Annotated in this window: 19 protein-coding genes; 13 read left to right on the top strand and 6 right to left on the bottom strand. The window is 72.8% G+C overall.

Annotated elements, in window-relative coordinates; translation table 11 throughout:
- The first annotated feature begins 219 nt into the window (after positions 1 to 219).
- On the top strand, positions 220 to 891 hold the full coding sequence (locus ACO229_RS15930; protein ID WP_423462094.1) for an HAD family hydrolase: 672 nt from the start codon (positions 220 to 222) through the stop codon (positions 889 to 891).
- A 149-nt stretch (positions 892 to 1,040) separates the two neighbouring features.
- Here the strand turns inward: ACO229_RS15930 and ACO229_RS15925 are convergent, their stop codons facing one another.
- A complete protein-coding gene (locus tag ACO229_RS15925) occupies positions 1,041 to 1,550 on the bottom strand; it encodes a DUF1016 N-terminal domain-containing protein (RefSeq protein WP_423462093.1) in 510 nt (169 codons plus the stop codon).
- A 75-nt stretch (positions 1,551 to 1,625) separates the two neighbouring features.
- Positions 1,626 to 2,381, bottom strand: a complete 756-nt coding sequence (locus ACO229_RS15920; protein ID WP_397416744.1) for an SOS response-associated peptidase — start codon at positions 2,379 to 2,381, stop codon at positions 1,626 to 1,628.
- A gap of 135 nt (positions 2,382 to 2,516) precedes the next feature.
- On the opposite strand from ACO229_RS15920, the gene ACO229_RS15915 reads away from it, so the two are divergent.
- The 4 genes from ACO229_RS15915 to ACO229_RS15900 all read left to right on the top strand — a co-directional run bounded on the left by ACO229_RS15915 (position 2,517) and on the right by ACO229_RS15900 (position 8,884).
- Positions 2,517 to 3,773: a multidrug effflux MFS transporter gene (locus ACO229_RS15915; protein ID WP_423462092.1), complete on the top strand. Its 1,257-nt coding sequence runs from the start codon at positions 2,517 to 2,519 to the stop codon at positions 3,771 to 3,773.
- 64 nt (positions 3,774 to 3,837) lie between these two features.
- Complete coding sequence (locus ACO229_RS15910; RefSeq protein WP_423462091.1) at positions 3,838 to 6,078, top strand: esterase-like activity of phytase family protein; 2,241 nt, start codon at positions 3,838 to 3,840, stop codon at positions 6,076 to 6,078.
- 52 nt (positions 6,079 to 6,130) lie between these two features.
- Complete coding sequence (locus ACO229_RS15905; RefSeq protein ID WP_423462090.1) at positions 6,131 to 7,351, top strand: LCP family protein; 1,221 nt, start codon at positions 6,131 to 6,133, stop codon at positions 7,349 to 7,351.
- 117 nt (positions 7,352 to 7,468) lie between these two features.
- A complete protein-coding gene (locus ACO229_RS15900) occupies positions 7,469 to 8,884 on the top strand; it encodes an LCP family protein (protein ID WP_423462089.1) in 1,416 nt (471 codons plus the stop codon).
- 4 nt (positions 8,885 to 8,888) lie between these two features.
- On the opposite strand, the gene ACO229_RS15895 is transcribed toward ACO229_RS15900, so the two are convergent.
- The gene (locus ACO229_RS15895; protein ID WP_423462088.1) at positions 8,889 to 9,494 is read right to left on the bottom strand and encodes a LysE/ArgO family amino acid transporter; all 606 of its coding nucleotides are present in this window, start codon (positions 9,492 to 9,494) and stop codon (positions 8,889 to 8,891) included.
- A gap of 97 nt (positions 9,495 to 9,591) precedes the next feature.
- Complete coding sequence (locus ACO229_RS15890) at positions 9,592 to 10,500, bottom strand: LysR family transcriptional regulator ArgP (protein ID WP_423462087.1); 909 nt, start codon at positions 10,498 to 10,500, stop codon at positions 9,592 to 9,594.
- Between the two features lie 91 nt (positions 10,501 to 10,591).
- Here ACO229_RS15890 and ACO229_RS15885 point away from each other — a divergent pair, with 91 nt between their 5' ends.
- Positions 10,592 to 11,215 (top strand): LysE/ArgO family amino acid transporter, encoded by a 624-nt coding sequence (locus ACO229_RS15885; protein ID WP_423462086.1) that lies wholly within the window; start codon positions 10,592 to 10,594, stop codon positions 11,213 to 11,215.
- Positions 11,216 to 11,303: 88 nt separating this feature from the next.
- On the opposite strand, the gene ACO229_RS15880 is transcribed toward ACO229_RS15885, so the two are convergent.
- Entirely contained in the window at positions 11,304 to 12,587 is a 1,284-nt protein-coding gene (locus tag ACO229_RS15880) for an aminotransferase class I/II-fold pyridoxal phosphate-dependent enzyme (RefSeq protein ID WP_423462085.1), read from the bottom strand.
- A 179-nt stretch (positions 12,588 to 12,766) separates the two neighbouring features.
- Between ACO229_RS15880 and ACO229_RS15875 the strand changes: the two genes are divergently transcribed.
- The 6 genes from ACO229_RS15875 to ACO229_RS15850 are packed head-to-tail and all read left to right on the top strand — an operon-like array spanning position 12,767 to position 17,181.
- The gene (locus ACO229_RS15875) at positions 12,767 to 14,314 is read left to right on the top strand and encodes a CpaF family protein (protein ID WP_397416768.1); all 1,548 of its coding nucleotides are present in this window, start codon (positions 12,767 to 12,769) and stop codon (positions 14,312 to 14,314) included.
- Positions 14,314 to 15,171, top strand: coding sequence for a type II secretion system F family protein (locus ACO229_RS15870; RefSeq protein ID WP_423462084.1), 858 nt, complete (start codon positions 14,314 to 14,316; stop codon positions 15,169 to 15,171). Before ACO229_RS15875 ends, ACO229_RS15870 begins: the two co-directional genes overlap by 1 nt.
- Complete coding sequence (locus ACO229_RS15865) at positions 15,168 to 16,085, top strand: type II secretion system F family protein (protein WP_423462083.1); 918 nt, start codon at positions 15,168 to 15,170, stop codon at positions 16,083 to 16,085. The genes ACO229_RS15870 and ACO229_RS15865 overlap by 4 nt, the downstream gene beginning before the upstream one ends.
- Positions 16,086 to 16,124: 39 nt before the next feature.
- Complete coding sequence (locus ACO229_RS15860; protein ID WP_423462082.1) at positions 16,125 to 16,313, top strand: hypothetical protein; 189 nt, start codon at positions 16,125 to 16,127, stop codon at positions 16,311 to 16,313.
- Positions 16,310 to 16,702: a TadE family protein gene (locus ACO229_RS15855; RefSeq protein WP_397429708.1), complete on the top strand. Its 393-nt coding sequence runs from the start codon at positions 16,310 to 16,312 to the stop codon at positions 16,700 to 16,702. The genes ACO229_RS15860 and ACO229_RS15855 overlap by 4 nt, the downstream gene beginning before the upstream one ends.
- Complete coding sequence (locus ACO229_RS15850; protein ID WP_397416783.1) at positions 16,699 to 17,181, top strand: pilus assembly protein; 483 nt, start codon at positions 16,699 to 16,701, stop codon at positions 17,179 to 17,181. The genes ACO229_RS15855 and ACO229_RS15850 overlap by 4 nt, the downstream gene beginning before the upstream one ends.
- A 70-nt stretch (positions 17,182 to 17,251) precedes the next feature.
- Here the strand turns inward: ACO229_RS15850 and ACO229_RS15845 are convergent, their stop codons facing one another.
- Positions 17,252 to 18,586 carry an endo-1,4-beta-xylanase gene (locus tag ACO229_RS15845; protein WP_397429710.1) on the bottom strand — a complete coding sequence of 445 codons (1,335 nt, stop codon included), beginning with the start codon at positions 18,584 to 18,586 and terminating at the stop codon, positions 17,252 to 17,254.
- 170 nt (positions 18,587 to 18,756) lie between these two features.
- On the opposite strand from ACO229_RS15845, the gene ACO229_RS15840 reads away from it, so the two are divergent.
- The gene (locus ACO229_RS15840) at positions 18,757 to 19,221 is read left to right on the top strand and encodes a hypothetical protein (protein ID WP_423462081.1); all 465 of its coding nucleotides are present in this window, start codon (positions 18,757 to 18,759) and stop codon (positions 19,219 to 19,221) included.
- Positions 19,222 to 19,286 lie beyond the last annotated feature (65 nt).

The raw sequence follows: 19,286 nt of genomic DNA, 5'->3' as shown, positions 1-19,286 counted from the left end.
TGCGCCCGGGCCGTGGAGGCAGCGGCTGTCGGCACCGAAACTAGTGCGCGGAAGGCCGCCCACAACCCGGCCCGAGGGTGATAAACGCGAGCGGGCCGAACACCGGGGTGAAGCTCTGACCAGGCGCGGGATGTCACCCGGGTGAATCCCCGGATCCGCCGTCCGGCGTGCCCTGGGCGTTCGCGGCGTCGCGCCAGGTGCGTGTGACACGATGCGGGCGTGCTGAAAGCCGTTCTCTTCGATCTCGACGACACGCTCGTGGACCAGGAGGGCGCCTCGCGGGCGGCGCTCCTGGACTGGTTGCCCGAGCTGGGCCTGGACCTCGACGACCCGGAGGAACAGGTCGCCGCGTGGCATGCCGTGTCGGAGGAGGTCTACGCGCGGTACCAGCGCCGGGAGATCACGTTCCTGGAGCAGCGGCGGTCCCGCGTGCGGGAGTTCCTCGGCGCGGACACCACGGACGACGAGGCCGACGAGCTGTTCTCCGGTTACCTCACCCGGTACGAGCGCGCCTGGAGGGCGTTCGACGACGCCGTCCCCGCTCTGCGGAGGGCGCGGGACGCCGGGCTCGTCGTCGCACTGCTCACCAACGGCGACGCCACCCACCAGCGTCTCAAGCTGGACCGGACCGGGCTGGCGGAGCACCTCGACGTCGTCGTCGCGTCCGACGACCTGCCCGCAGGGAAGCCGGACCCGCGGGCCTACGCCGCGACCTGCGAGATTCTCGGCCTCGCGCCGGGTGACGTGCTGATGGTCGGCAACGACATCGAGAAGGACTTCCAGGGCGCGCTCGATGCGGGGCTGGGCGCGGTGCTGCTCGACCGTGCGGACCGGCACCCGGAGGTGGCGGACCGGATCAGGGGGCTGGGCGAGCTGTCGCTCGGCGGATAGTCCGCTGGGCGCCGTCCTGCCTGCTCGGACGTATCAGGTCGTGGCCCGTTGAGGGGCGGCGGGCCGAGTCGGCTTCTGTGCCTGCATCTCGCTCTCGATGACCGCCTGGAGCTCCTCGGGACTAGGAAGGGCTGCCCGCTCCTCGCGTGTCAGACCCTCATACAGCGCCACGGCGACCGGTGAGGCGGTGCTCGCGAGGGCGTCATGATCTCGAACTCGAGGCTCGCCCGGGACCAGGCGTTCTCAACAGCACGTGCCGCATACCACTCGCGCTCGGTGCGGGTACGAAGCTTGTCGAGAAGGACTGTGACGTGGCGCCAGGGCAGTTGTGCACCAGGCTGGTGCACAAATTCGGATTCGGTGGGCCAGACCTCGGCGACCTTGCGCATGTACAGCAGATTCCGACGGGACCAGCTGCGTTGGCCTGGGAACTCGCGCCGCAGGTCCGCGGAGATCCGGTCCACGACCTTGGCACCCCAGCCTTGGTCGCGCTGCCGGGTGAGGATCTCGTTCCCCACGTTCCAGAAGAGGCGGAGCAGTTCCGTGTTGGCAGCGCGCACCATCCGAAACTGCGTGGAGCGCACTCGGTGCTTCAGGTCTGTGATGAACGCGTCGTAGCCGTCGGGTTCCCGACTGTCCGTGGTCGTGGAGATGGTCACCGGACCAGCCTGTAGAGGAACGGTGTCATCCGCCATTCGAGTTGCATATTCGCAACGATCGGCCCCGGCTTGTGATCAAAGCAGTACCGGCTCCGGGTCCCGCGGTTCAGGATCCGGCTCGATCAGCTCCGGCCCGTCGTTCTGCACCGACCCCACGGCGTCCCTGACCGGGCGTGTCGTGAGTGCCGTGCCGTCGATGCCCAGCAGGTCTGACGCGTCGCCGACGGACGGGTCCAGCCACTCGTCCCAGGCGTTCGGCGGGAGCACGAGCGGCATGCGGTCGTGGATCGCGGACATCGCCTCGGACGCCGGCCGGGTCACCACCGTGGTCGAGACCAGCCAGCGGTCCGGATCGGTCTCGCTCGCGGCCGGGTTGCGCCAGAACTCGTACAGACCCGCGAACGCCGCGACCCCGGGACCGGCCGGGTGGATCCAGTACGGCTGCTTCGGCACCTTCTTCGACCCGGCGGCGGGCAGGCCGAGCTTGCGCCACTCGTAGTACCCGTCGGCCAGCACGAGGCAGCGCCGCGCCTTGAACGGCTTGGCGAAGGCCGGCTTGTCGAGCAGCGTCTCGGAACGGGCGTTGATCATGCGGGCGCCCACGCCCGGGTCCTTGGCCCAGGACGGCACGAGCCCCCAGCGTGCCACGCGCATCGACCGGGTGACCTGGGCCGAGTCGCGGGCCGCACGTTCCACGACGATGCGTGCCGGGTCGGTGGGCGCCACGTTCCACGACGGCGGCAGGAGCCGGGCGTCGTCGGCCAGCTCGGCGATGGCGAGCTCGTCGGCGAGGTCCTGGCTCTGGGTGAAGGAGGCGAAGCGTCCGCACATGGGACCAGCATGCCCCGAGCCACTGACACCCGCGGGCCGCCGGCGCACCCCCGGAGACCGAGATCACGTGCCCCGAGCATGCTTCCGGCGAGATTGCCCTTCTCACTGTCGTATCGATTCGATAGCATCGGACCCATGCCATCCACCGCGCCGTCGGGCGTCTCCCCAGCCGTGCCCGCACGCGGGCCGTCGTCCCGGTCGACCGTCAAGTGGGTCCTCATGCTCGGGGCGCTCTCCGCCCTGCCCGCCTTCACCGTCGACATGTACCTGCCCGCCCTGCCGCAGGTGGCCGTGGACCTCGGTTCGACCGAGGCGCTGGCCCAGCTCACCGTGTCGTGCATGCTGATCGGCGGCGGCGTCGGGCAGCTCGTCATCGGGCCGCTGTCCGACCGGTTCGGGCGCCGCGCCCCGCTCCTGGTGGGCCTCGCGCTGCACGTCGTCATCTCGTTGCTGTGCGCCGTCGTGACCAGCATGCCGCTGCTGATCGGCCTGCGGCTCGCGCAGGGGTTCTTCAACGCGGCCGCCGGTGTGGCCTCCGTGGCCGTGGTGCGGGACCGGTTCGTGGGCGCGGAGGCTGCCCGGATCCTGTCGCGGCTCATGCTCGTGATCGGCGTGGCGCCCATGTTCGCGCCCACGCTCGGGTCCTTCGTGCTGGCGCACGGCACCTGGCGCTGGGTGTTCGTGGTGCTCGCCGCGATGGGTGCCGCGCTCGTCCTCGTGGTGCTCCTGAAGATGCCCGAGACGCATCCGCCGCGCCGGCGGCTGACGGGCGGCGTCCGCTCCGTCGCGGGCGGGTACGGGCGGCTCCTGCGGGACAGGCACTTCCTGGCCCTGGCCGTGATCCCCGGCCTCGGGTTCGGCGTGCTGATGAGCTACGTGGTGGCCTCGCCCATCATCTTCCAGCAGGAGTTCGGGCTCAGCGAGAGCCAGTTCGCGCTGCTGTTCGCCGTCAACGGCGTGGGTCTGGTGCTGTCCGCGCAGGTCAACGCGGCTCTGGTGCGCAAGGTCGCGCCGGTGCGCCTGCTCCGGTTCGGCGTGGTCGCCCAGGCGGTGCTCGTGGTCGTGCTCCTGGTCGTCGTGCTGACCGGCGCTGGCGGACTGATCGGCCTGCTGGTGGCGCTGTGGTGCGTGCTCGCGTTCCAGGGCCTGGTCCCGGCGAACGCGTCCGCCATGGCGCTGTCGCGGCACGGCGAGATCGCCGGCACCGCGGCGGCGATGATCGGCGCCATCCAGTCGCTGGTCGCGGGCACGGTGAGCTCGCTCGGCGGGTTCCTCGGCGGGGACGCCACGGCGATGGCCCTGGTGATGCTCGCGGCCGTGACCCTCGCGATCGGCGTCCTGGCCGTGGCGACGCCGGCCTTCCGGCGCGGCGGCTGGCACATGCCGGTCTGAGAGTTCACCTGGCGGTAGCACCGGATTCACCGGGACTTCCGGTGCTACCACTTGGCTCACCGGCATGAGCACACCCCTGCGTACCCGCGTCACGCGCGCGGTGGCCGCCGCCGCGGCCGCGTCGATGCTGCTTCCGGCGGCCGTCGCCGTCGCCGGCCCGCGGCCCGGTCCCGAGCACCACGGCGGCACCTACCTGGCCGCGAGCCTCGCGGGCCGGGCCACGCTGTCCGCCGACTTCCTGGCCGCCGGCCCGCCCTCGGGCGCCGCCGCCAGCCCCGCCAACGGGCGCCAGGGCCCCTGGGACGGCCAGGTGGTCCCCGGCTTCTCGGCCATGGTCGACAACGAGGACGGCACCTTCTGGGCCCAGCCCGACAACGGCTTCGGCGCCAAGGGCAACTCCGCGGACTTCCTGCTCCGCAGCTACCTCGTGCGCCCGCACTGGGACACCGACCGCCGTGGCTCGGGCGACGGCTCGATCGAGGTGCTGGACCACGTCCAGTACAACGACCGCAACCACGTGCTCGACTTCGAGATCGTCCACGAGGACACCACCGACCGGCCTCTCACGGGTGCCGACTTCGACATCGAGTCCCTCGTGCGCGGCGCCGACGGCACCTTCTGGGTGGGCGAGGAGTTCGGCCCGTTCCTGCTGCACTTCGCCGCCGACGGCACGCTGCTGGAGGCCCCGTACGAGTTCCCCGACGGCAGGTCGCCCGGCAACCCTTACCTGGAGCCCGGCGAGCAGCCCAACGTCGGCAGCAGCCGTGGCTTCGAGGCCATGGCGGGCATCGGCCGCTACCTCTACCCCGTGGTGGAGGGCGCCCTGGCCGACGACGCCGACCCGCGCCGCCGCTGGATCTACCAGTTCGACACCCGCAAGGGCGGGTACACGGGCAAGCGCTGGGCGTACCAGACCGACCAGGTCGCCAACGTCATCGGCGACGCCTTCGCCACGGGCCGCGACTCGATGCTGCTCGTCGAGCGCGACGACTTCGAGGGTGACCAGGCGGTCACCAAGCGGGTCTACGAGATCGACCTGAGCGAACGGGACCGCGACGGGTACGTGCGCAAGGAGCTCGTCGTCGACGCCCTGCGCATCGACAACCCCCGCGGCATCGACGCCGGGGAGGGCTACGGCCTCGGCGACACCTTCAGCCTGCCGGTGCAGTCCTTCGAGACCGTGCTGTTCGTCGACCAGGACACGCTGCTGATCGGCAACGACAACAACTACCCGGGCAACGACGCGCGCGTCACCGGCACCCCGGACGACACCGAGATGGCCCTGGTGGACCTCCGGAAGAAGCGCGCGACCGACGACGGCGTGACCGTCGTCGGGCACCGCGGGGCGTCCGGGTACCGGCCGGAGCACACGCTGGCCGCCTACGAGACGGCCATCAACCAGTGCGCGGACTACATCGAGCCCGACGTCGTCTCCACGAAGGACGGCGTGCTGGTCGCCCGGCACGAGAACGAGATCAGCGGCACGACCGACGTCGCCGCGCACCCCGAGTTCGCCGGCCGCCGCACCACCAAGACCATCGACGGCACCGCGGTCACCGGCTGGTTCACCGAGGACTTCACGCTCGCCGAGCTGCGCACCCTGCGCGCCAAGGAGCGCCTGCCCCAGGCCAGGCCGCAGAACACGGCGTTCGACGGCCTGTACCTCGTCCCGACCCTCGACGAGGTGCTCGACCTGGCCCGCAACAGCCGCACCTGCGACGGCGCGCCCGTGGGCGTCTACCCGGAGACCAAGCACCCGACCTACTTCGACTCGGTGGGCCTGTCCCTGGAGGAGCCGCTGGTGCGCGAGCTGCGCCGCAACGGCTTCGACCGCGCGGACGCCCCGGTGATCGTGCAGTCCTTCGAGGTCGGCAACCTCCAGGAGCTCGACGACCTGACCGACGTCCGCCTCGGCCAGCTCGTGAGCAGCAGCGGCGCGCCCTACGACTTCGTGGCCGACGGCGACCCGCGCACCTATGCGGACCTGGTCACGCGTCAGGGCCTGCGCGAGGTCGCCCGCTACGCGGACGGCATCGGGGCGGAGAAGAACGTGCTGATCCCGCGCGCCGCCGACGGCACCCTGGCCGAGCCGACCAGCGTCATCCGCGACGCGCACCGGGCGGGCCTCGACGTGCACACGTGGACGTTCCGGCGCGAGAACCAGTTCCTGCCGGCGGAGTTCCGCTCGTCGTCCGACCCGAACGGGATCGGCGACCTCGTGGGCGAGATCCGCGTCTTCATGGACGCCGGACTCGACGGGTTCTTCTCGGACAACCCGGACCTGGGCGCCGCCGCCGTCAGGTGATCCCCGGTGACTTAACAGGCCCCGTGCCGGGGTACGTGCCTATGCTCCGCATGTGCCCCGGCACCTCCGTCACCAGCGCAGTCATCGCGTCGCGCGTGCCGCGGCGCTCGTCGTCGTCGGTGCGCTCGCGTTCGTGGTCGCCGGCGGAGCCGCCGCCTACCTCGACTTCAAGCAGCAGATCGGCGTCAGCGACGTCTCCGGTCTGGTCAAGGGCCCCACGCCGTCGGCGGACCCCGACGACCCGTTCACCGGACGCAGCCTCAACATCCTGGTCATGGGCACCGACCTGCGCGGTGGCGAGAACACGGAGATCGCGGGCGAGGGCGACGGCGGTATGCGGTCGGACACCACCATGCTCGTGCACGTGTCGGGCGACCGGTCCCGCATCGAGGTGGTCTCCATCCCGCGCGACTCGCTGGTCGACATCCCCTCCTGCGCCCTGCCCGACGGCACCGAGTCCGGCGCCCGCTACGGCATGTTCAACAGCGCCTTCACGATCGGTGGCGGCGCCACCGAGGACCTCACCTACGCTGCCGCCTGCACCATCTCCACGGTGCAGACCCTGACGGGCGTGCCGGTCACCAACCACATGGTGGTCCAGATGGACGGCGTGGTCGACGTCGTCGACGCCCTCGGCGGGGTGCGCATGTGCCTGCCCGAGCCGCTCGTCCAGGACCCGGCGTACGGCCGGTTCGAGCTGCCCGCCGGTGAGCAGACCCTCGACGGGCGCCAGGCCATCGGGTACCTCCGGGCCCGCCACGGCGAGGGCCTCGGGCTGGAGCAGGGCAGCGACCTCACGCGGATCGAGCGCCAGCAGGCGTTCGTCGACGCGCTGGTGCGCCAGGTGCTGGCGCAGAACGTCGTGACCGACTCGCCGCGGCTGTACCGCACCATCGAGGCGATCCTCGGCGCCGTCTCCGCCGACCCCGGGCTGGCGGACCCCGCGGCGCTCGCCGGCCTGGCCTTCAGCATCCGCGACATCGAGCCGGCCCGGATCGTGTTCACCGAGCTGCCCGTCGTGGCCGCACCGAGCGATGCCAACCGGGTGGTCTGGACGCAGGACGCGGCGGCGATCTGGGAACGCATCGCCGCCGACGACCCGCCGCCGGGACACGAGACGCCGTCGCCGTCGCCGTCCGCGCGCGGGGCCGGGAGCGAACCCTCCGGCGGTGCGGGTCCGGACGGCGGTCCGGCAACTGGCGGGCCGACGCCGTCGCGCACGCCCTCCGCGTCGCCGTCGCCGTCCCTGCTGCCGGGCGTCTGCGCGAGCTGACGGCCGGCAGCGGGGGCGAACCTGAGGCCCCGTGTCCCCGGGCATCGCCTGGACGAGACCTGGGAGCGGCAGGACTTATTTACACGATTGTTGCACCGAGGCTCTAGTCTCCGGTGCGTGGCGAGTGACTTCTGGACGGCGGTCCGACCTGTCGGCGAGGTGCTGCGGGGGGTTCCGCGGCATGCTCGACGGGGCGAACGGCAGCCCCGTCACGTGCGGAGCTGGCGCAAGACGCTCGTGTTCCGCAGCGTCACGATGAGCGTCGTCGGCGTGATGGCCTTCGGCTCGGCGGCGGTCGCGACGGCGTACCACAACGCCATCTCCCAGATCGAGGTCCAGGACCTGGACGGCCTCGTGGCGGAACAGGTCAAGCCCAAGGACCCGTCCGACCCGTTCAAGGGCACCCCGGTCAACCTGCTCCTCATGGGCACCGACATCCGCGACGGGTCGAACGCCGACATCGGCGGCACCGTCAGCGGCATGCGCTCCGACACGACGATGCTCGTGCACATCTCGGCGGACCGGGAGTGGATCGAGATCGTGTCGCTGCCCCGTGACACCTTCGTGGACATCCCGTCCTGCCAGCTACCCGACGGCAGCCAGACCCAGCCCTATCGGGACAAGTTCAACGCGTCGTTCGAGGTGGGCAGCGGCGACACGTCGCTCAAGCACGCCGCGGCGTGCACCATCAACACCGTCAACGCGATCACCGGCGTCACCGTGACCAACCACGCGGTGGTCAAGATGAACGGCGTGATCGACGTGGTCGACGCCATCGGCGGCGTGAAGATGTGCCTGCCCGAGGCGCTGCACGGCGATCCCCGGTCGGCGCGCATCGACCTGCCCGCGGGGGAGAACCGGCTCGACGGCAAGACGGCCATCCAGTTCCTCCGGGTGCGCAAGGGCACGGGGATGGGGCTCGAGCTGGGCAGCGACCTCACGCGCATCGAGCGGCAGCAGTCGTTCATCAACGCGACGCTGCGACAGATCCTGTCGGCCGAGACGCTCGCCGACCCGACGAAGACCTTCCGCCTGATCAACGCGGCGCTCGGCTCACTGAGCGCCGACCCCGACATCGCCGACCCCGGCAAGGTCGCGGGCCTCGCGTGGTCGCTGCGGGAGATCGAGAAGCGCAACATCATCATGACGAAGGTCCCCGTGTACGACACGGAGGAGGGCGGCGTCGGCGGGCTGGGCTGGTCCCCGGAGGCCGCGGAGATCTTCGCGCGCATGGCCGCCGACCAGCCCCCGGAGCAGGTCGTGCTGCCCGACGCCGAACCGTCCGCGGCGCCCAGCGCGAGCGGCGGCGCCGGGGCGGACGCGGGTGCGCAGGCCGGTGGCGACTCCGGGACCGAGGAGGGCGACGCCGGGGCGGAGCCGGAGGCAGACGACCCGGTCGAGTCCACCGACTCCGGCGACACCGGCGAGACCGCCGGGGCCGACGACGCCGGGGCGGGTACCGGCACGGAGCAGCCGGCGACGCCGAAGCCCAGCCCGAGCCCGGAGGTCCTGCTGGACGGCGTCTGCGCCTGACCGGTCAGGCGCCGAGGATCAGCGACGCCGCCACCAGCACCATCGTGACCGCCACGACGCTGTCCAGCACGCGCCATGCGCCCGGCTTCTCCAGGAGCGGGGCGAGGTACCGCGCCCCGTAGCCGAGCGCGACGAACCACAGGGTGCTCGCGACGCAGGCGCCGAGGCCGAACCACCAGCGGTCGTCGCCGTGCGTGGCGGCGATCCCGCCCACGAGCACCACGGTGTCGAGGTACACGTGCGGGTTGAGCCAGGTCAGGGCCAGCGTGGTCGCGGCCGCGGCGCCGACGGTGCGGTTCGTGGCGCTGTGCCGGCCCATCACCACGCGCTGGCCCTTGATCGCGCGGTGGCCCGCCATGGCGCCGTAGACCAGCACGACGACGGCGCCCGCCCACCGCGCGATCTCGACGACGAGGGGCGCGCTTTGGATCAGCGTGCCCAGGCCGCCGACCCCGGCCGAGATGAGCACGAAGTCGCTCACCGCGCAGATGCCGGCGACCAGCCCCACGTGCTCCCGGCGCAGTCCCTGGCGGAGGACGAAGATGTTCTGCGCACCCACTGCGACGATGAGCGACAGGCCGAAGGCCATGCCGGCAAGCGCGGAAAGCATGCCTGAACCGTAGGAAGTCGGACAGCGGATGTCCGGTTCATGATTCGGAAGTGCGCAACGACTGAATCGGGGTTAATGATGGGGGTACGTCCATATTTCACGCAGGGAGTAGTTCTCGGGTTGCTTCTTTTCGCAGCGCGGCGGTCACCCGGTCGAGCACCGTCGAACGCAGCTTCCACTGCTGCAGGTGCAGCGTGATGTCGAGCACGGCGTCGGGCTCCAGGGGTGTGATGCCGCCGTCGCTGCCGTCGTCGGGGAGCCCGCCGAGGACCGGGCGCTCCAGCAGCATGCCCCAGCCCAGACCGAGGCGGATGGTCTCCTCGTACTCGACGGTGCTGGGCACGTGGTGGCGCGGCGGCCGGGCCGACGGCGCCGTGGCGCGCAGGTAGGTGTCCTGCAGGTCGTCGGTCCGGTCGAAGACCACGACAGGCGCGGCGTCGAGGGCCTCCGGCGTCGGGCCCTGGGGGAACCAGCGGCGTGCGAACGCGCGCGTGCACGCCGGGCGGTAGCGCATGACGCCCAGCGGTGTGCTGCGGCAGCCCTGCACCTGGGCGGTCTGCGAGGTGACGGCCGCCATCACCACGCCCTCGCGGAGCAGGTCGGCGGTGCGGCTGTCGTCGGCGCGGTGCAGGTCGAAGGTGACGCCGTCGACCTGGGCCAGCGCGGGCAGCACCCAGGTGGCCAGCGAGTCGGCGCTGACCGCCAGGGGCACCGTGACGAACGCGCCGTCGTGGACCGGGGTCTCGTCGTCGGCTCCCAGCTCCGCGGCCACCTCCGCGCCGAGCAGCTCGGTCTGTCGCGCGAGCCGCAGGAGCGCCTGTCCGGACGCCGTGGCCACCACGGGCCGGGCGCGCCGCACCAGCACGCTGCCCGCCGCGTTCTCCAGGGCGCGGATGCGCTGGCTGACGGCCGACGGCGTGACGTGCAGCGCGCGGGCCGCGGCGTCGAACGAGCCCTCGGCGACCACGGCGGCCAGCGCCTCGAGCTGGCGGGAGTCCCATCGCATGCCCCCAGTGTCGCCCACCTTCAGTTCTGCTCAGGCTGCTGCAGAAACATGAACTGGTCTTCAGTGGCCGGCCCTGCCTAGCGTGGTCGTCATGCTTCCCCTGCTCGCCGGACTCGGGTTCGGACTCTCGCTCATCGTCGCCATCGGTGCCCAGAACGCCTTCGTGCTGCGCCAGGGGCTGCGCCGCGAGCACGTGGGGGTCGTGGCGGCGATCTGCGCGGCCTCCGACGCGGTCCTGTACGCCGCCGGGGGAGCCGGGTTCGGGCCGCTCGTCGAGCGGTGGCCCGACGCCGTGGTGGTGCTGAGCTGGCTGGGCGCCGCCGTCGTGCTCGGCTACGGCGCCCTGGCGGCCCGCCGGGCGATCAAGGGCGACACGACGCTCGCCGCCGCCGAGGACGGCGCCCTGGGCGACAGCCCCGGCCGGCGCCTCAGGCCGGTGGTGCTCACGACGCTCGCGCTGACCTGGCTGAACCCGCACGTGTACCTCGACACGGTGGTGCTGCAGGGGTCGGTGGCGGCGTCGTACGGCGACGACCGGTGGTGGTTCACCGCGGGCGCGATGGTGTCCAGCGTCGCCTGGTTCACGGCGCTCGGCTACGGCGCCCGCCTGCTCGCGCCCGTGCTGCGCAGGCCGGGAGCGTGGCGGGTGCTGGACGGCGTGATCGCGCTGATCATGCTGGCCGTGGCGGTGTCGCTGGTCGTGGGCACGGTCTGACGTGGAGGGTCTGACGGGGACGGCCTGACGGGGCTGGTCCGGCCGGCGCCGGGCCACGTCCGGCCCTGTCCGGCCCGGTCCGGCCGGATCACGCGCCGGGCAGGGACAGGCCGGCCAGGCGCGTCGCGGCCTCACGGAGGACCGCTTCCTGCTTGACGAAGGTAAGTCTCACGTGGGAGGCCAGGGCCTGTGCCGTCGGCGAGCCCGCGTGGCAGAACGCCGTCGCCGGGATGGCCACCACGCCCGCGAGCTCGGGCAGCCGCCGGCACAGGTCCACGCCGTCGCGCAGGCCGAGCCGGGGGAGCAGCCCGGCGGCATCCGCCATGACGAAGTACGTGCCCTCGGGGCGCGTGACGGTGAACCCGGCGGCCTCCAGGCCGGCGCAGAGCAGGTCCCGGCGGTCGGCGAGGGAGGCGGCCAGCTCGCGCGGGGTGTCGTCGTCGTCCAGGGCGCGGGCGACGGCGGGCTGGAACGGCGCGCCGGACGTGTACGTCAGGAACTGCTTGACCGTCCGCACCGCGGTGATCAGGTGGGCCGGCCCGTGCACCCAGCCGATCTTCCAGCCGGTGAACGAGAACGTCTTGCCCGAGGAGGAGATCGTCAGGGTCCGCCCGGCCATCCCGGGGAGGGTGGCCATCGGGACGTGCTCGGCGCCGAACGTGAGGTGCTCGTACACCTCGTCGGTCACCACGATCGCGTCCCGCTCCCGGGCCACGGCGGCGACGGCGGCCAGCTCGTCCCGCGTCAGCACGGCCCCGGTCGGGTTGTGCGGCGAGTTCAGCACGATCATCCGCAGCCTCGGGGACGCCGCGGCCCGCAGCGCGTCCACGTCGAGGCGGAAGCCGTCCGGCCCGGGGATCAGCGGCGCGGTGACGTGCGTGGCACCCGACATGCCGATCGCCGCCGCGTGCGAGTCGTAGAACGGCTCCAGCGTCAGCACCTCGTCCCCCGCGCGCGTGAGCGCGAGGATCGAGGCCGTCAGCGCCTCCGTGGCGCCGGTGGTCACCAGCACCTCGGTGTCCGGGTCGACGTCGAGCCCGTAGTGCCGCTTCTGGTGCTCGGCCACCGCCCGGCGCAGCTCGGGCACGCCGTCGCCCGGCGCGTACTGGTTGCGGCCCTCCTGGATCGCCGCGATCGCCGCCTCCTTGACGTACCCGGGGCCGTCGACGTCGGGGAACCCCTGCCCGAGGTTGATCGCACCGGTACGCACGGCCAGCGCCGACATCTCGGCGAAGATCGTGACGGCGACGCCGCCGCCGTCGGCCAGCAGACCGGCGGCGCTCGCGGTGTCCTGCCAGCGGTCCCGGCCCCGGTCCTGGCCCCGGTCCGGTGATCGGTCTGCTGATCGGCCCGGTGAATGGAGGGTGCTCATGGGGACGACGATAGCCACCACCGATCAACCCGGCGTTCATCTACGGCATCCCGGACAACCCGCCTGACCTGCGTTTTTGTGGACAAGTCTGTGGATGTGGTGGATAACTCCCCCTTCTGGGGAAAGTTATCCACAGGGTGCCCTGCGAAGGTGAACATTTGGCTCTAGCGTTGTCGGCCATGGGCGAAGAGGGGGCGCGCATCCTCGAGAGCGAGGTGCGCGAGCTGGTGCGGCGCAGGGGGTTGGACCCGATCGGTGACCGGGCGGGCTTGTCGAGCCTCGTCACCGACGCGGTGGGTGACTACGCGACCCGGGCGAGCGCGGGGGCCGTACCGCCGTTGGCGGACCCGGAGGCCGCGGCCCGTGTGGTGAGTGACGCCGTCGGCGGCTTCGGCCCGTTGCAGCCCTACCTCGACGACCCGGAGATCGAGGAGATCTGGCTCAACGCCCCGACCCACGTGTACGTCGCGCGGCGTGGTGTCCCGGAGCTGACCAGCACCGTCCTGACCGCCGAGCAGGTGCGCGACCTGGTGGAGCGGATGCTCAAGACGTCCGGGCGCCGGCTCGACCTGTCGAGCCCGTTCGTCGACGCCCGGCTGCCCGGCGGGGAGCGGCTGCACGTGGTGATCCCGGAGATGACCGGCGGCGAGATGGCGGTGAACATCCGCAAGCACGTCGTGCGGGCGCGCTCGCTGGCGGACATGGTGCGGCTCGGGTCGCTGACCGCGCACGCCGCGGCCTTCCTCGACGCGGCGGTGCGGGCCGGACTGAACGTGCTCGTGTCGGGCCAGACGCAGGCCGGGAAGACCACCATGCTGAACGCTCTGGCGGGGTCGATCCCGGGCACCGAGCGCGTGATCTCCGCGGAGGAGGTCTGGGAGCTGCGGCTCCCGGTCCGTGATCACGTGGCGCTCCAGACCCGCCCCGCCGGCCTGGAGGGCACGGGCGAGGTGCCCCTGCGACGCCTGGTCAAGGAGGCGCTGCGGATGCGCCCGGACCGGATGGTCATCGGCGAGGTCCGCGAGGCGGAGGCGTTCGACCTGCTCATCGCCCTGAACAGCGGCGTGCCCGGCATGTGCACGCTGCACGCCAACACGGCGCGCGAGGCGGTGGCGAAGATGACGACGCTGCCGCTGCTGGCGGGCGAGAACGTGTCGGACCGGTTCGTGGTGCCGACCGTCGCCTCCGCCGTCGACCTCGTGGTGCACCTCGGCCTCAGCCGCGCCGCGGACGGCGTGGTGCGGCGCCAGGTGCGCGAGATCGTCGCCGTGACGGGCCGCGTCGAGGAAGGGCGCATCGAGATGGCGGGGCTCTTCGACAGGTCGCCGGAGGGCGAGCTGCGGCGCGGCGACGGGATGCCGCCCGGCGAGGACCGGTTCGAGCGCGCCGGGTTCGACGTGCGGTCACTGCTCGCGGGCCGGGGTCCCGGGGCGGGCAGGTCGTGGCCGGGCGTGGGCGCCGCGGACGGCGGCCCCGATCGGACCCCGCGGACAGGCGGGGAGTGGCTGGCCGGCGCGCGGCCTGGTCGTGCTGTCGCCGCCCCGACGTCGGTGGTCGCCACCGGTGACGGCGCCGCTGCCGGCATGGCCGGCGGCTCCGCCGACCGGGCTGCAGCGAACCCCGTGTCTGCCGTGGGCCCCGCAGCCGCCGCGGGCATCGGGACCTCCGCCGGCCCCTGGGCGGGCATCACCCCGCGTACCGGCGCCGGCCCCTGGGCCGCTCGCTGATGGGCGTCGTGGTGGGCCTGCTCCTGGGGGCCGGGGCGTTCTGCGTCTGGTGGTCCTTCTGGACACCGACACCGCGACCACCCGGGCGCGTCACCTGGCAGGCGCGCACCCGCGACCTGCTGACCCAGGCCGGCGCCCCGTCGGTGACGCCCGCGATGCTCGTGTGGTCCTGCGTGGTGCTCGGGGTCGTGACCCTGCTGCTGGGGCTGGCCGTCACGCGCTCGCCCGCCATCGCGGCCTGCTTCGCGCTGCTCGCGGCACCCGGTCCCGTGGTGCTGGTGCGGGCCCGCGCCCGCGGGCGCCGTCGGGCGCTGCGGGAGGTGTGGCCCGAGGTGGTGGACCATCTCGCGTCCGGGGTGCGCGCCGGGCTGTCGCTGCCCGAGGCCGTGGCGCAGCTCGGGCAGCGCGGTCCGGCCGAGCTGCGCGAGCCGTTCACCCGCTTCGCCCACGACTACCGGACCGGCGGCCGGTTCGGCGACGCCCTCGACGCGCTCAAGGACCGCCTCGCCGACCCCGTGGCCGACCGCATCATCGAGGCGCTACGCCTCACCCGGGACGTCGGCGGCCAGGACCTGGGCAGGCTCCTGCGCACCCTGAGCGGATTCCTCCGCGAGGACGCCGCCACGCGCGGCGAGCTGGAGGCCCGGCAGAGCTGGACCGTCAACGGCGCGCGGATCGCCGTCGCCGGACCCTGGGTGGTGCTCGCGCTCCTGTCCACCCGGCCCGGGACGGCGGCCGCCTACGACTCGCCCGCCGGCATCGCGGTGCTGGTCACCGGCGGGCTGTGCGCCCTGGTCGCCTACCGGGTGATGCTGCGGATCGGCCGCCTGCCCGCCGAGCGCCGGGTGCTGCGGTGACCGGCTGGGCCGCCGGTGCGCTCGCGGGCCTCGGCGTCGGACTCGGTCTGCTGATCGTCCGCGCCCGGCTGCGGGCCCGAGCCGTCACGCTCGACGAGCGGCTCGCCCCCTACCTGCGCCCGCGGGACGCCACCTCGACGCTCCTGCGCGAGGCCGGCCGCACCTCGGCGGTGGTCCGTCTGCTCGGCCTGCACGACGTCGGCGCGCGCCTCGAACGGTTCGGCTCGCCCCGGCACGAGCTCCGGCGCAGGCTCGACCGGGTTGGGTCCGCCGAGACCGTCGACCACTTCCGGGCGCGGCAGGTGGTCTGGACCGTGACGGGACTCGCCGCGGGGCTCGGCCTCGCGCTCCTGCTCGCCGCGACACGCGGTGCCGCCGTCGTTCCCCTGGTCGCCCTCGTCGCCGTCGCCGGTGCCTGCGGGTACGTGGCCTGCGACCAGGCGCTCACGGTCCGGGTCCGCCGGCGCGAGGAGCGGCTCCTCGCCGAGCTGCCGACCGTCGCCGAGCTCCTGGCCCTGGCCGTGGCAGCGGGGGAGAGCCCGCACGCCGCGCTGGAACGTGTCGCGTCCACCGCCCGCGGCGAGCTCGCCGCCGAGATCCGGCGCCTGGTCGCCGAGGTGCGTGCGGGTGCGGCCGTGTCGGCGGCGCTCACCGCGCTCGCTGACCGGACGGGACTGCCGCCGCTCACGCGGTTCGCCGAGGGCATCGTCGTGGCCCTGGAGCGCGGCACGCCGCTCGCCGCGGTCCTCCGTGCCCAGGCAGGCGACGTCCGCGAAGCCGGACGCCGTGCGCTCCTGGAGGCGGGCGGCCGCAAGGAGATCTTGATGATGGTCCCGGTCGTCTTCCTGTGCCTGCCCGTGACCGTCGTCTTCGCAGTGTTCCCCAGCCTGGCCACCCTGCGGATCGGGCTCTGACCCGACCCGGGGACGGGTCGGCCGACGAAAGGACGCGCCATGCGCCACGCCACCGAGCACGACGAGCACGAGCACGACGAGAACGAGCACGAACGGGGGGACGTGCCGGGCTGGGTGCTGGTCACGTTGATGACCGCTGGCCTCGTGGTCGCGCTCTGGGCCGTCGCCGGACCGCTCCTGGAGAACGCGTTCCGGCAGGCGATCAGCAGCGTCACCGGCCAGGGATGAGCCGGCCGCAGCGTCGGCTCCGCTCGGAGGCGGGCTCCGCGGCGGCCGAGTTCGTCCTCGTGTCCGTCCTGGTCCTGGCGATCTTCCTCGGGGTCGTGCAGGTGGCGCTCGCCGTGCACGTCCGTTCCCTCGCGATCGACGCGGCCGCCGAGGGAGCGCGGGTGGCCGCCCGGGCGGACCGGGGCCTGGCGGACGGTGCCGCGCGGACCCGTGCCCTCCTTGCCGACACGCTGACCGGTGCGTACGCCCGTGACGTGACGGCCGGACGTACGACGTCGGGCGGGGTCGCGGTGACGGAGGTGACCGTGCGCGCCCCGCTGCCGGTCGTCGGCCTGCTCGGCCCGGGCGGCGTGCTGACGGTGCGCGGCCATGCGCTGGAGGAGCAGTGACGGGCCGGCCGGCGCACCCGGGGCCGTGGGCGAGGCGCCTCCGGGACCACGCGGACGAGAGCGGCTCCGCGATGGTCGAGTTCCTCGGCGTCACGCTGATCCTGCTGGTCCCGCTGGTCTATCTCGTGATGGCGCTCGGTCGCGTGCAGGCCGGTGCGTTCGCCGCCGAGGGTGCCGCGCGGGAGGCGGTGCGCGCGATGGTCACCGCCGAGTCGTCGGCTGCGGGCACGGCTCGTGCGGACATCGCCGCGGGCATCGCGCTGGCCGACCAGGGTTTCCCGCGCGACGCCGGCGCGCTGACCCTGGAGTGCTCGGACCAGCCCTGTCTGACGCCGGGCGGCACGGTGGGTGCCGTGGTGCGCGTCGAGGTGCCGTTGCCGCTGGTGCCCGAGCTGCTGAGCCCCTGGTTGCCGCTGGCGGTCCCGGTCGAGGCTGCCCGTGCCGCGACGGTGGACGCCTACACGAGCGTGCGCCCGTGACCGGTCGTGCGGGACGCCCGCCCTCCCGCGACCTGCGGAAGGACGGGCGTCCGACGGGATGGACCGACGATCAGGTGGTCGAGCAGGTCGCCGTCGGCAGGGTGGTGGTGCCGTTCTTGTAGAGCGTGATGCCGAACGAGTTCCCGGCGCCGTTCGGTGTGGCGGTCAACGTCCCGCTGGTGCCGGAGACGGTGGCGTTCCAGGAGTTCTGCAGGGTCTGCGCACCCTGCAGCCGGATGGACACGCGCCAGGTCGAGCTGCCCGAGACCGCGAGCGACACGTTGAACCGGTCGGACCACTCCTCGGCGCGGGTCACGGTCACGGTGCACCCGTCACCGGGCTGGGGGTTGCCGGTGCCGCCCGCGTTCAGGGCGTCGAGCGTGTAGTTGTACGCGAGCTTCTTGTTGCCGTTGCCGTCGAACAGCAGCGGGGTGTCGCCGGCCCGCCACGAGTCGGAGTCCCGCACGCCCCACACGCTGATGCCGGTGCAGCGGGACACGGCGAGGCAGGCCTGCACGATGCCGCGGTACTGCTCGGCCTGCGAGGTGCCGGAGCCGGCGATGTCGAGCTCGGTGATCTGGACGTCGACCCCCAGGGCCGCGAAGTTGCCGAGGGTGGTGTGGTAGTTGCTCGGCACCGGGTTGCCGCTGTTGAAGTGGGCCTGGAAGCCCACGCAGTCGATCGGCACCCCGCGGGACTTGAAGTCGCGGACCATGTTGTACACGGCCTGGGTCTTGGCGTGGCTCCAGTTGTCCGTGTTGTAGTCGTTGTAGCAGAGCTTCGCGTTCGGGTCGGCGGCCCGGGCCGCGCGGAACGCGGCCTCGATCCAGTCGTTGCCGGTGCGCTGCAGGTTCGAGTCGCGCCGGGCGCCCGACGAGCCGTCGGCGAACGCCTCGTTCACCACGTCCCAGGAGTGGATCTGGCCGCGGTAGTGCGTCGCGACCTGCGTGACGTGGTTGAGCATCGCCGACCGCAGGGCCGAACCGCTCATGTTCTGCATCCAGCCCGGCTGCTGCGAGTGCCAGGCCAGGGTGTGGCCGCGGACCTGCTTGCCGTTGCTCCGTGCCCAGCTCACGATCCGGTCACCGTTGGTGAAGGTGAACTGGTTCTGGTTCGGCTCGGTCGCGTCGATCTTCATCTCGTTCTCGGCCGTGACCATGTTGAACTCACGGTTCGCGATGGTCGTGTACTGCGTGTCGGAGAGCTTGCCCGCGGCGATGGCGGTGCCGAAGTACCGGCCGGACTCCGCGGCCGCCGCCTGCAGCGTGCTGCCGGCGGCCTGGGCCGAGGTGGCCGCCACCCCGGCCGAGACCGCGGACGTGAGGAGCACAGCGGCCAGGGTGCCGAACGAGATGGTGCGGAGGGAGCGCCTGGAGCGCTGTGAGGTGCGAGTTCGGGTCATCATCGATCCTCTCTCTCGTGACGTGCCATCGTTGGCTCGTCATGCGTCGAAAAGGATTTCGAAGACCCGGGGGCGGTGTCAAGAGATTTCGCTAAACGTTTTCGAAGAAGTTTGTCCACAGGTCGCGGGCCCAGGCCGGGCGGACGCCGGCCGGCCGCACCAGACTGGTGCCCATGAGGTCAAGGGGTCGGGAGAGCACCCAGCAGGCGCGGGAGAGCGGGCGGATCATGCTCCTGACCTCGGCGTTCGTCGCGTTCGCGCTGATGCTGGTCGCCGTCGTCGCCTCGGCGGGCGCCGTGCACCTGGACCGCAAGGCGCTGTACGACGTCGCGGACCTGGCCGCGGCCGACGCCGCGGACGCGATCTCACCGGACTCCTTCTACGCGGGCCTCGGTGCTCCCGCCGAGGGCGCCCTGCTCACGCTGTCCGACGCCGGGGTGCGCGCCGCCGTCGAGCACTACCTCGCCGAGCACCCGCCGGGGGTGCCCGTGGTGGTGGCCGAGGCGTCGTCACCGGACGGCCGGTCGGCCCGTGTGGTCCTCGAGGGGGTGTCGCGGCCGCCGTTGCTGCGCTGGTTCACGGACGAGTACGGCGGAGGCGTCGCGCTCACCGCCACGGCGACGGCCAGGGCCTGGTGACGTCGAGGGCGACCTGACCAGCGGCCCGGCCGGGGCCTGGCTGCCGGAGCTGCCCGGAGCGCTTA

The organism is Promicromonospora sp. MS192, from assembly GCF_049532985.1.
GTDB lineage: Bacteria > Actinomycetota > Actinomycetes > Actinomycetales > Cellulomonadaceae > Promicromonospora.
The sequence above is the reverse complement of the archived record's forward strand: the minus strand, read 5'-3'. Positions and strand labels throughout refer to the sequence as shown.

What these genes read in the sequence shown, in the direction of transcription:
- ACO229_RS15870 (WP_423462084.1), top strand. Translation starts at nt 14,314, where the DNA reads ATGGGCGTCGTGGTGGGCCTGCTCCTGGGGGCCGGGGCGTTCTGCGTC.
- ACO229_RS15915 (WP_423462092.1), top strand. Translation starts at nt 2,517, where the DNA reads ATGCCATCCACCGCGCCGTCGGGCGTCTCCCCAGCCGTGCCCGCACGC.
- ACO229_RS15910 (WP_423462091.1), top strand. Translation starts at nt 3,838, where the DNA reads ATGAGCACACCCCTGCGTACCCGCGTCACGCGCGCGGTGGCCGCCGCC.
- ACO229_RS15875 (WP_397416768.1), top strand. Translation starts at nt 12,767, where the DNA reads ATGGGCGAAGAGGGGGCGCGCATCCTCGAGAGCGAGGTGCGCGAGCTG.
- ACO229_RS15860 (WP_423462082.1), top strand. Translation starts at nt 16,125, where the DNA reads ATGCGCCACGCCACCGAGCACGACGAGCACGAGCACGACGAGAACGAG.
- ACO229_RS15920 (WP_397416744.1), bottom strand. Translation starts at nt 2,381, where the DNA reads ATGTGCGGACGCTTCGCCTCCTTCACCCAGAGCCAGGACCTCGCCGAC.
- ACO229_RS15890 (WP_423462087.1), bottom strand. Translation starts at nt 10,500, where the DNA reads ATGCGATGGGACTCCCGCCAGCTCGAGGCGCTGGCCGCCGTGGTCGCC.
- ACO229_RS15880 (WP_423462085.1), bottom strand. Translation starts at nt 12,587, where the DNA reads ATGAGCACCCTCCATTCACCGGGCCGATCAGCAGACCGATCACCGGAC.
- ACO229_RS15855 (WP_397429708.1), top strand. Translation starts at nt 16,310, where the DNA reads ATGAGCCGGCCGCAGCGTCGGCTCCGCTCGGAGGCGGGCTCCGCGGCG.
- ACO229_RS15885 (WP_423462086.1), top strand. Translation starts at nt 10,592, where the DNA reads ATGCTTCCCCTGCTCGCCGGACTCGGGTTCGGACTCTCGCTCATCGTC.
- ACO229_RS15895 (WP_423462088.1), bottom strand. Translation starts at nt 9,494, where the DNA reads ATGCTTTCCGCGCTTGCCGGCATGGCCTTCGGCCTGTCGCTCATCGTC.
- ACO229_RS15845 (WP_397429710.1), bottom strand. Translation starts at nt 18,586, where the DNA reads ATGATGACCCGAACTCGCACCTCACAGCGCTCCAGGCGCTCCCTCCGC.
- ACO229_RS15840 (WP_423462081.1), top strand. Translation starts at nt 18,757, where the DNA reads ATGAGGTCAAGGGGTCGGGAGAGCACCCAGCAGGCGCGGGAGAGCGGG.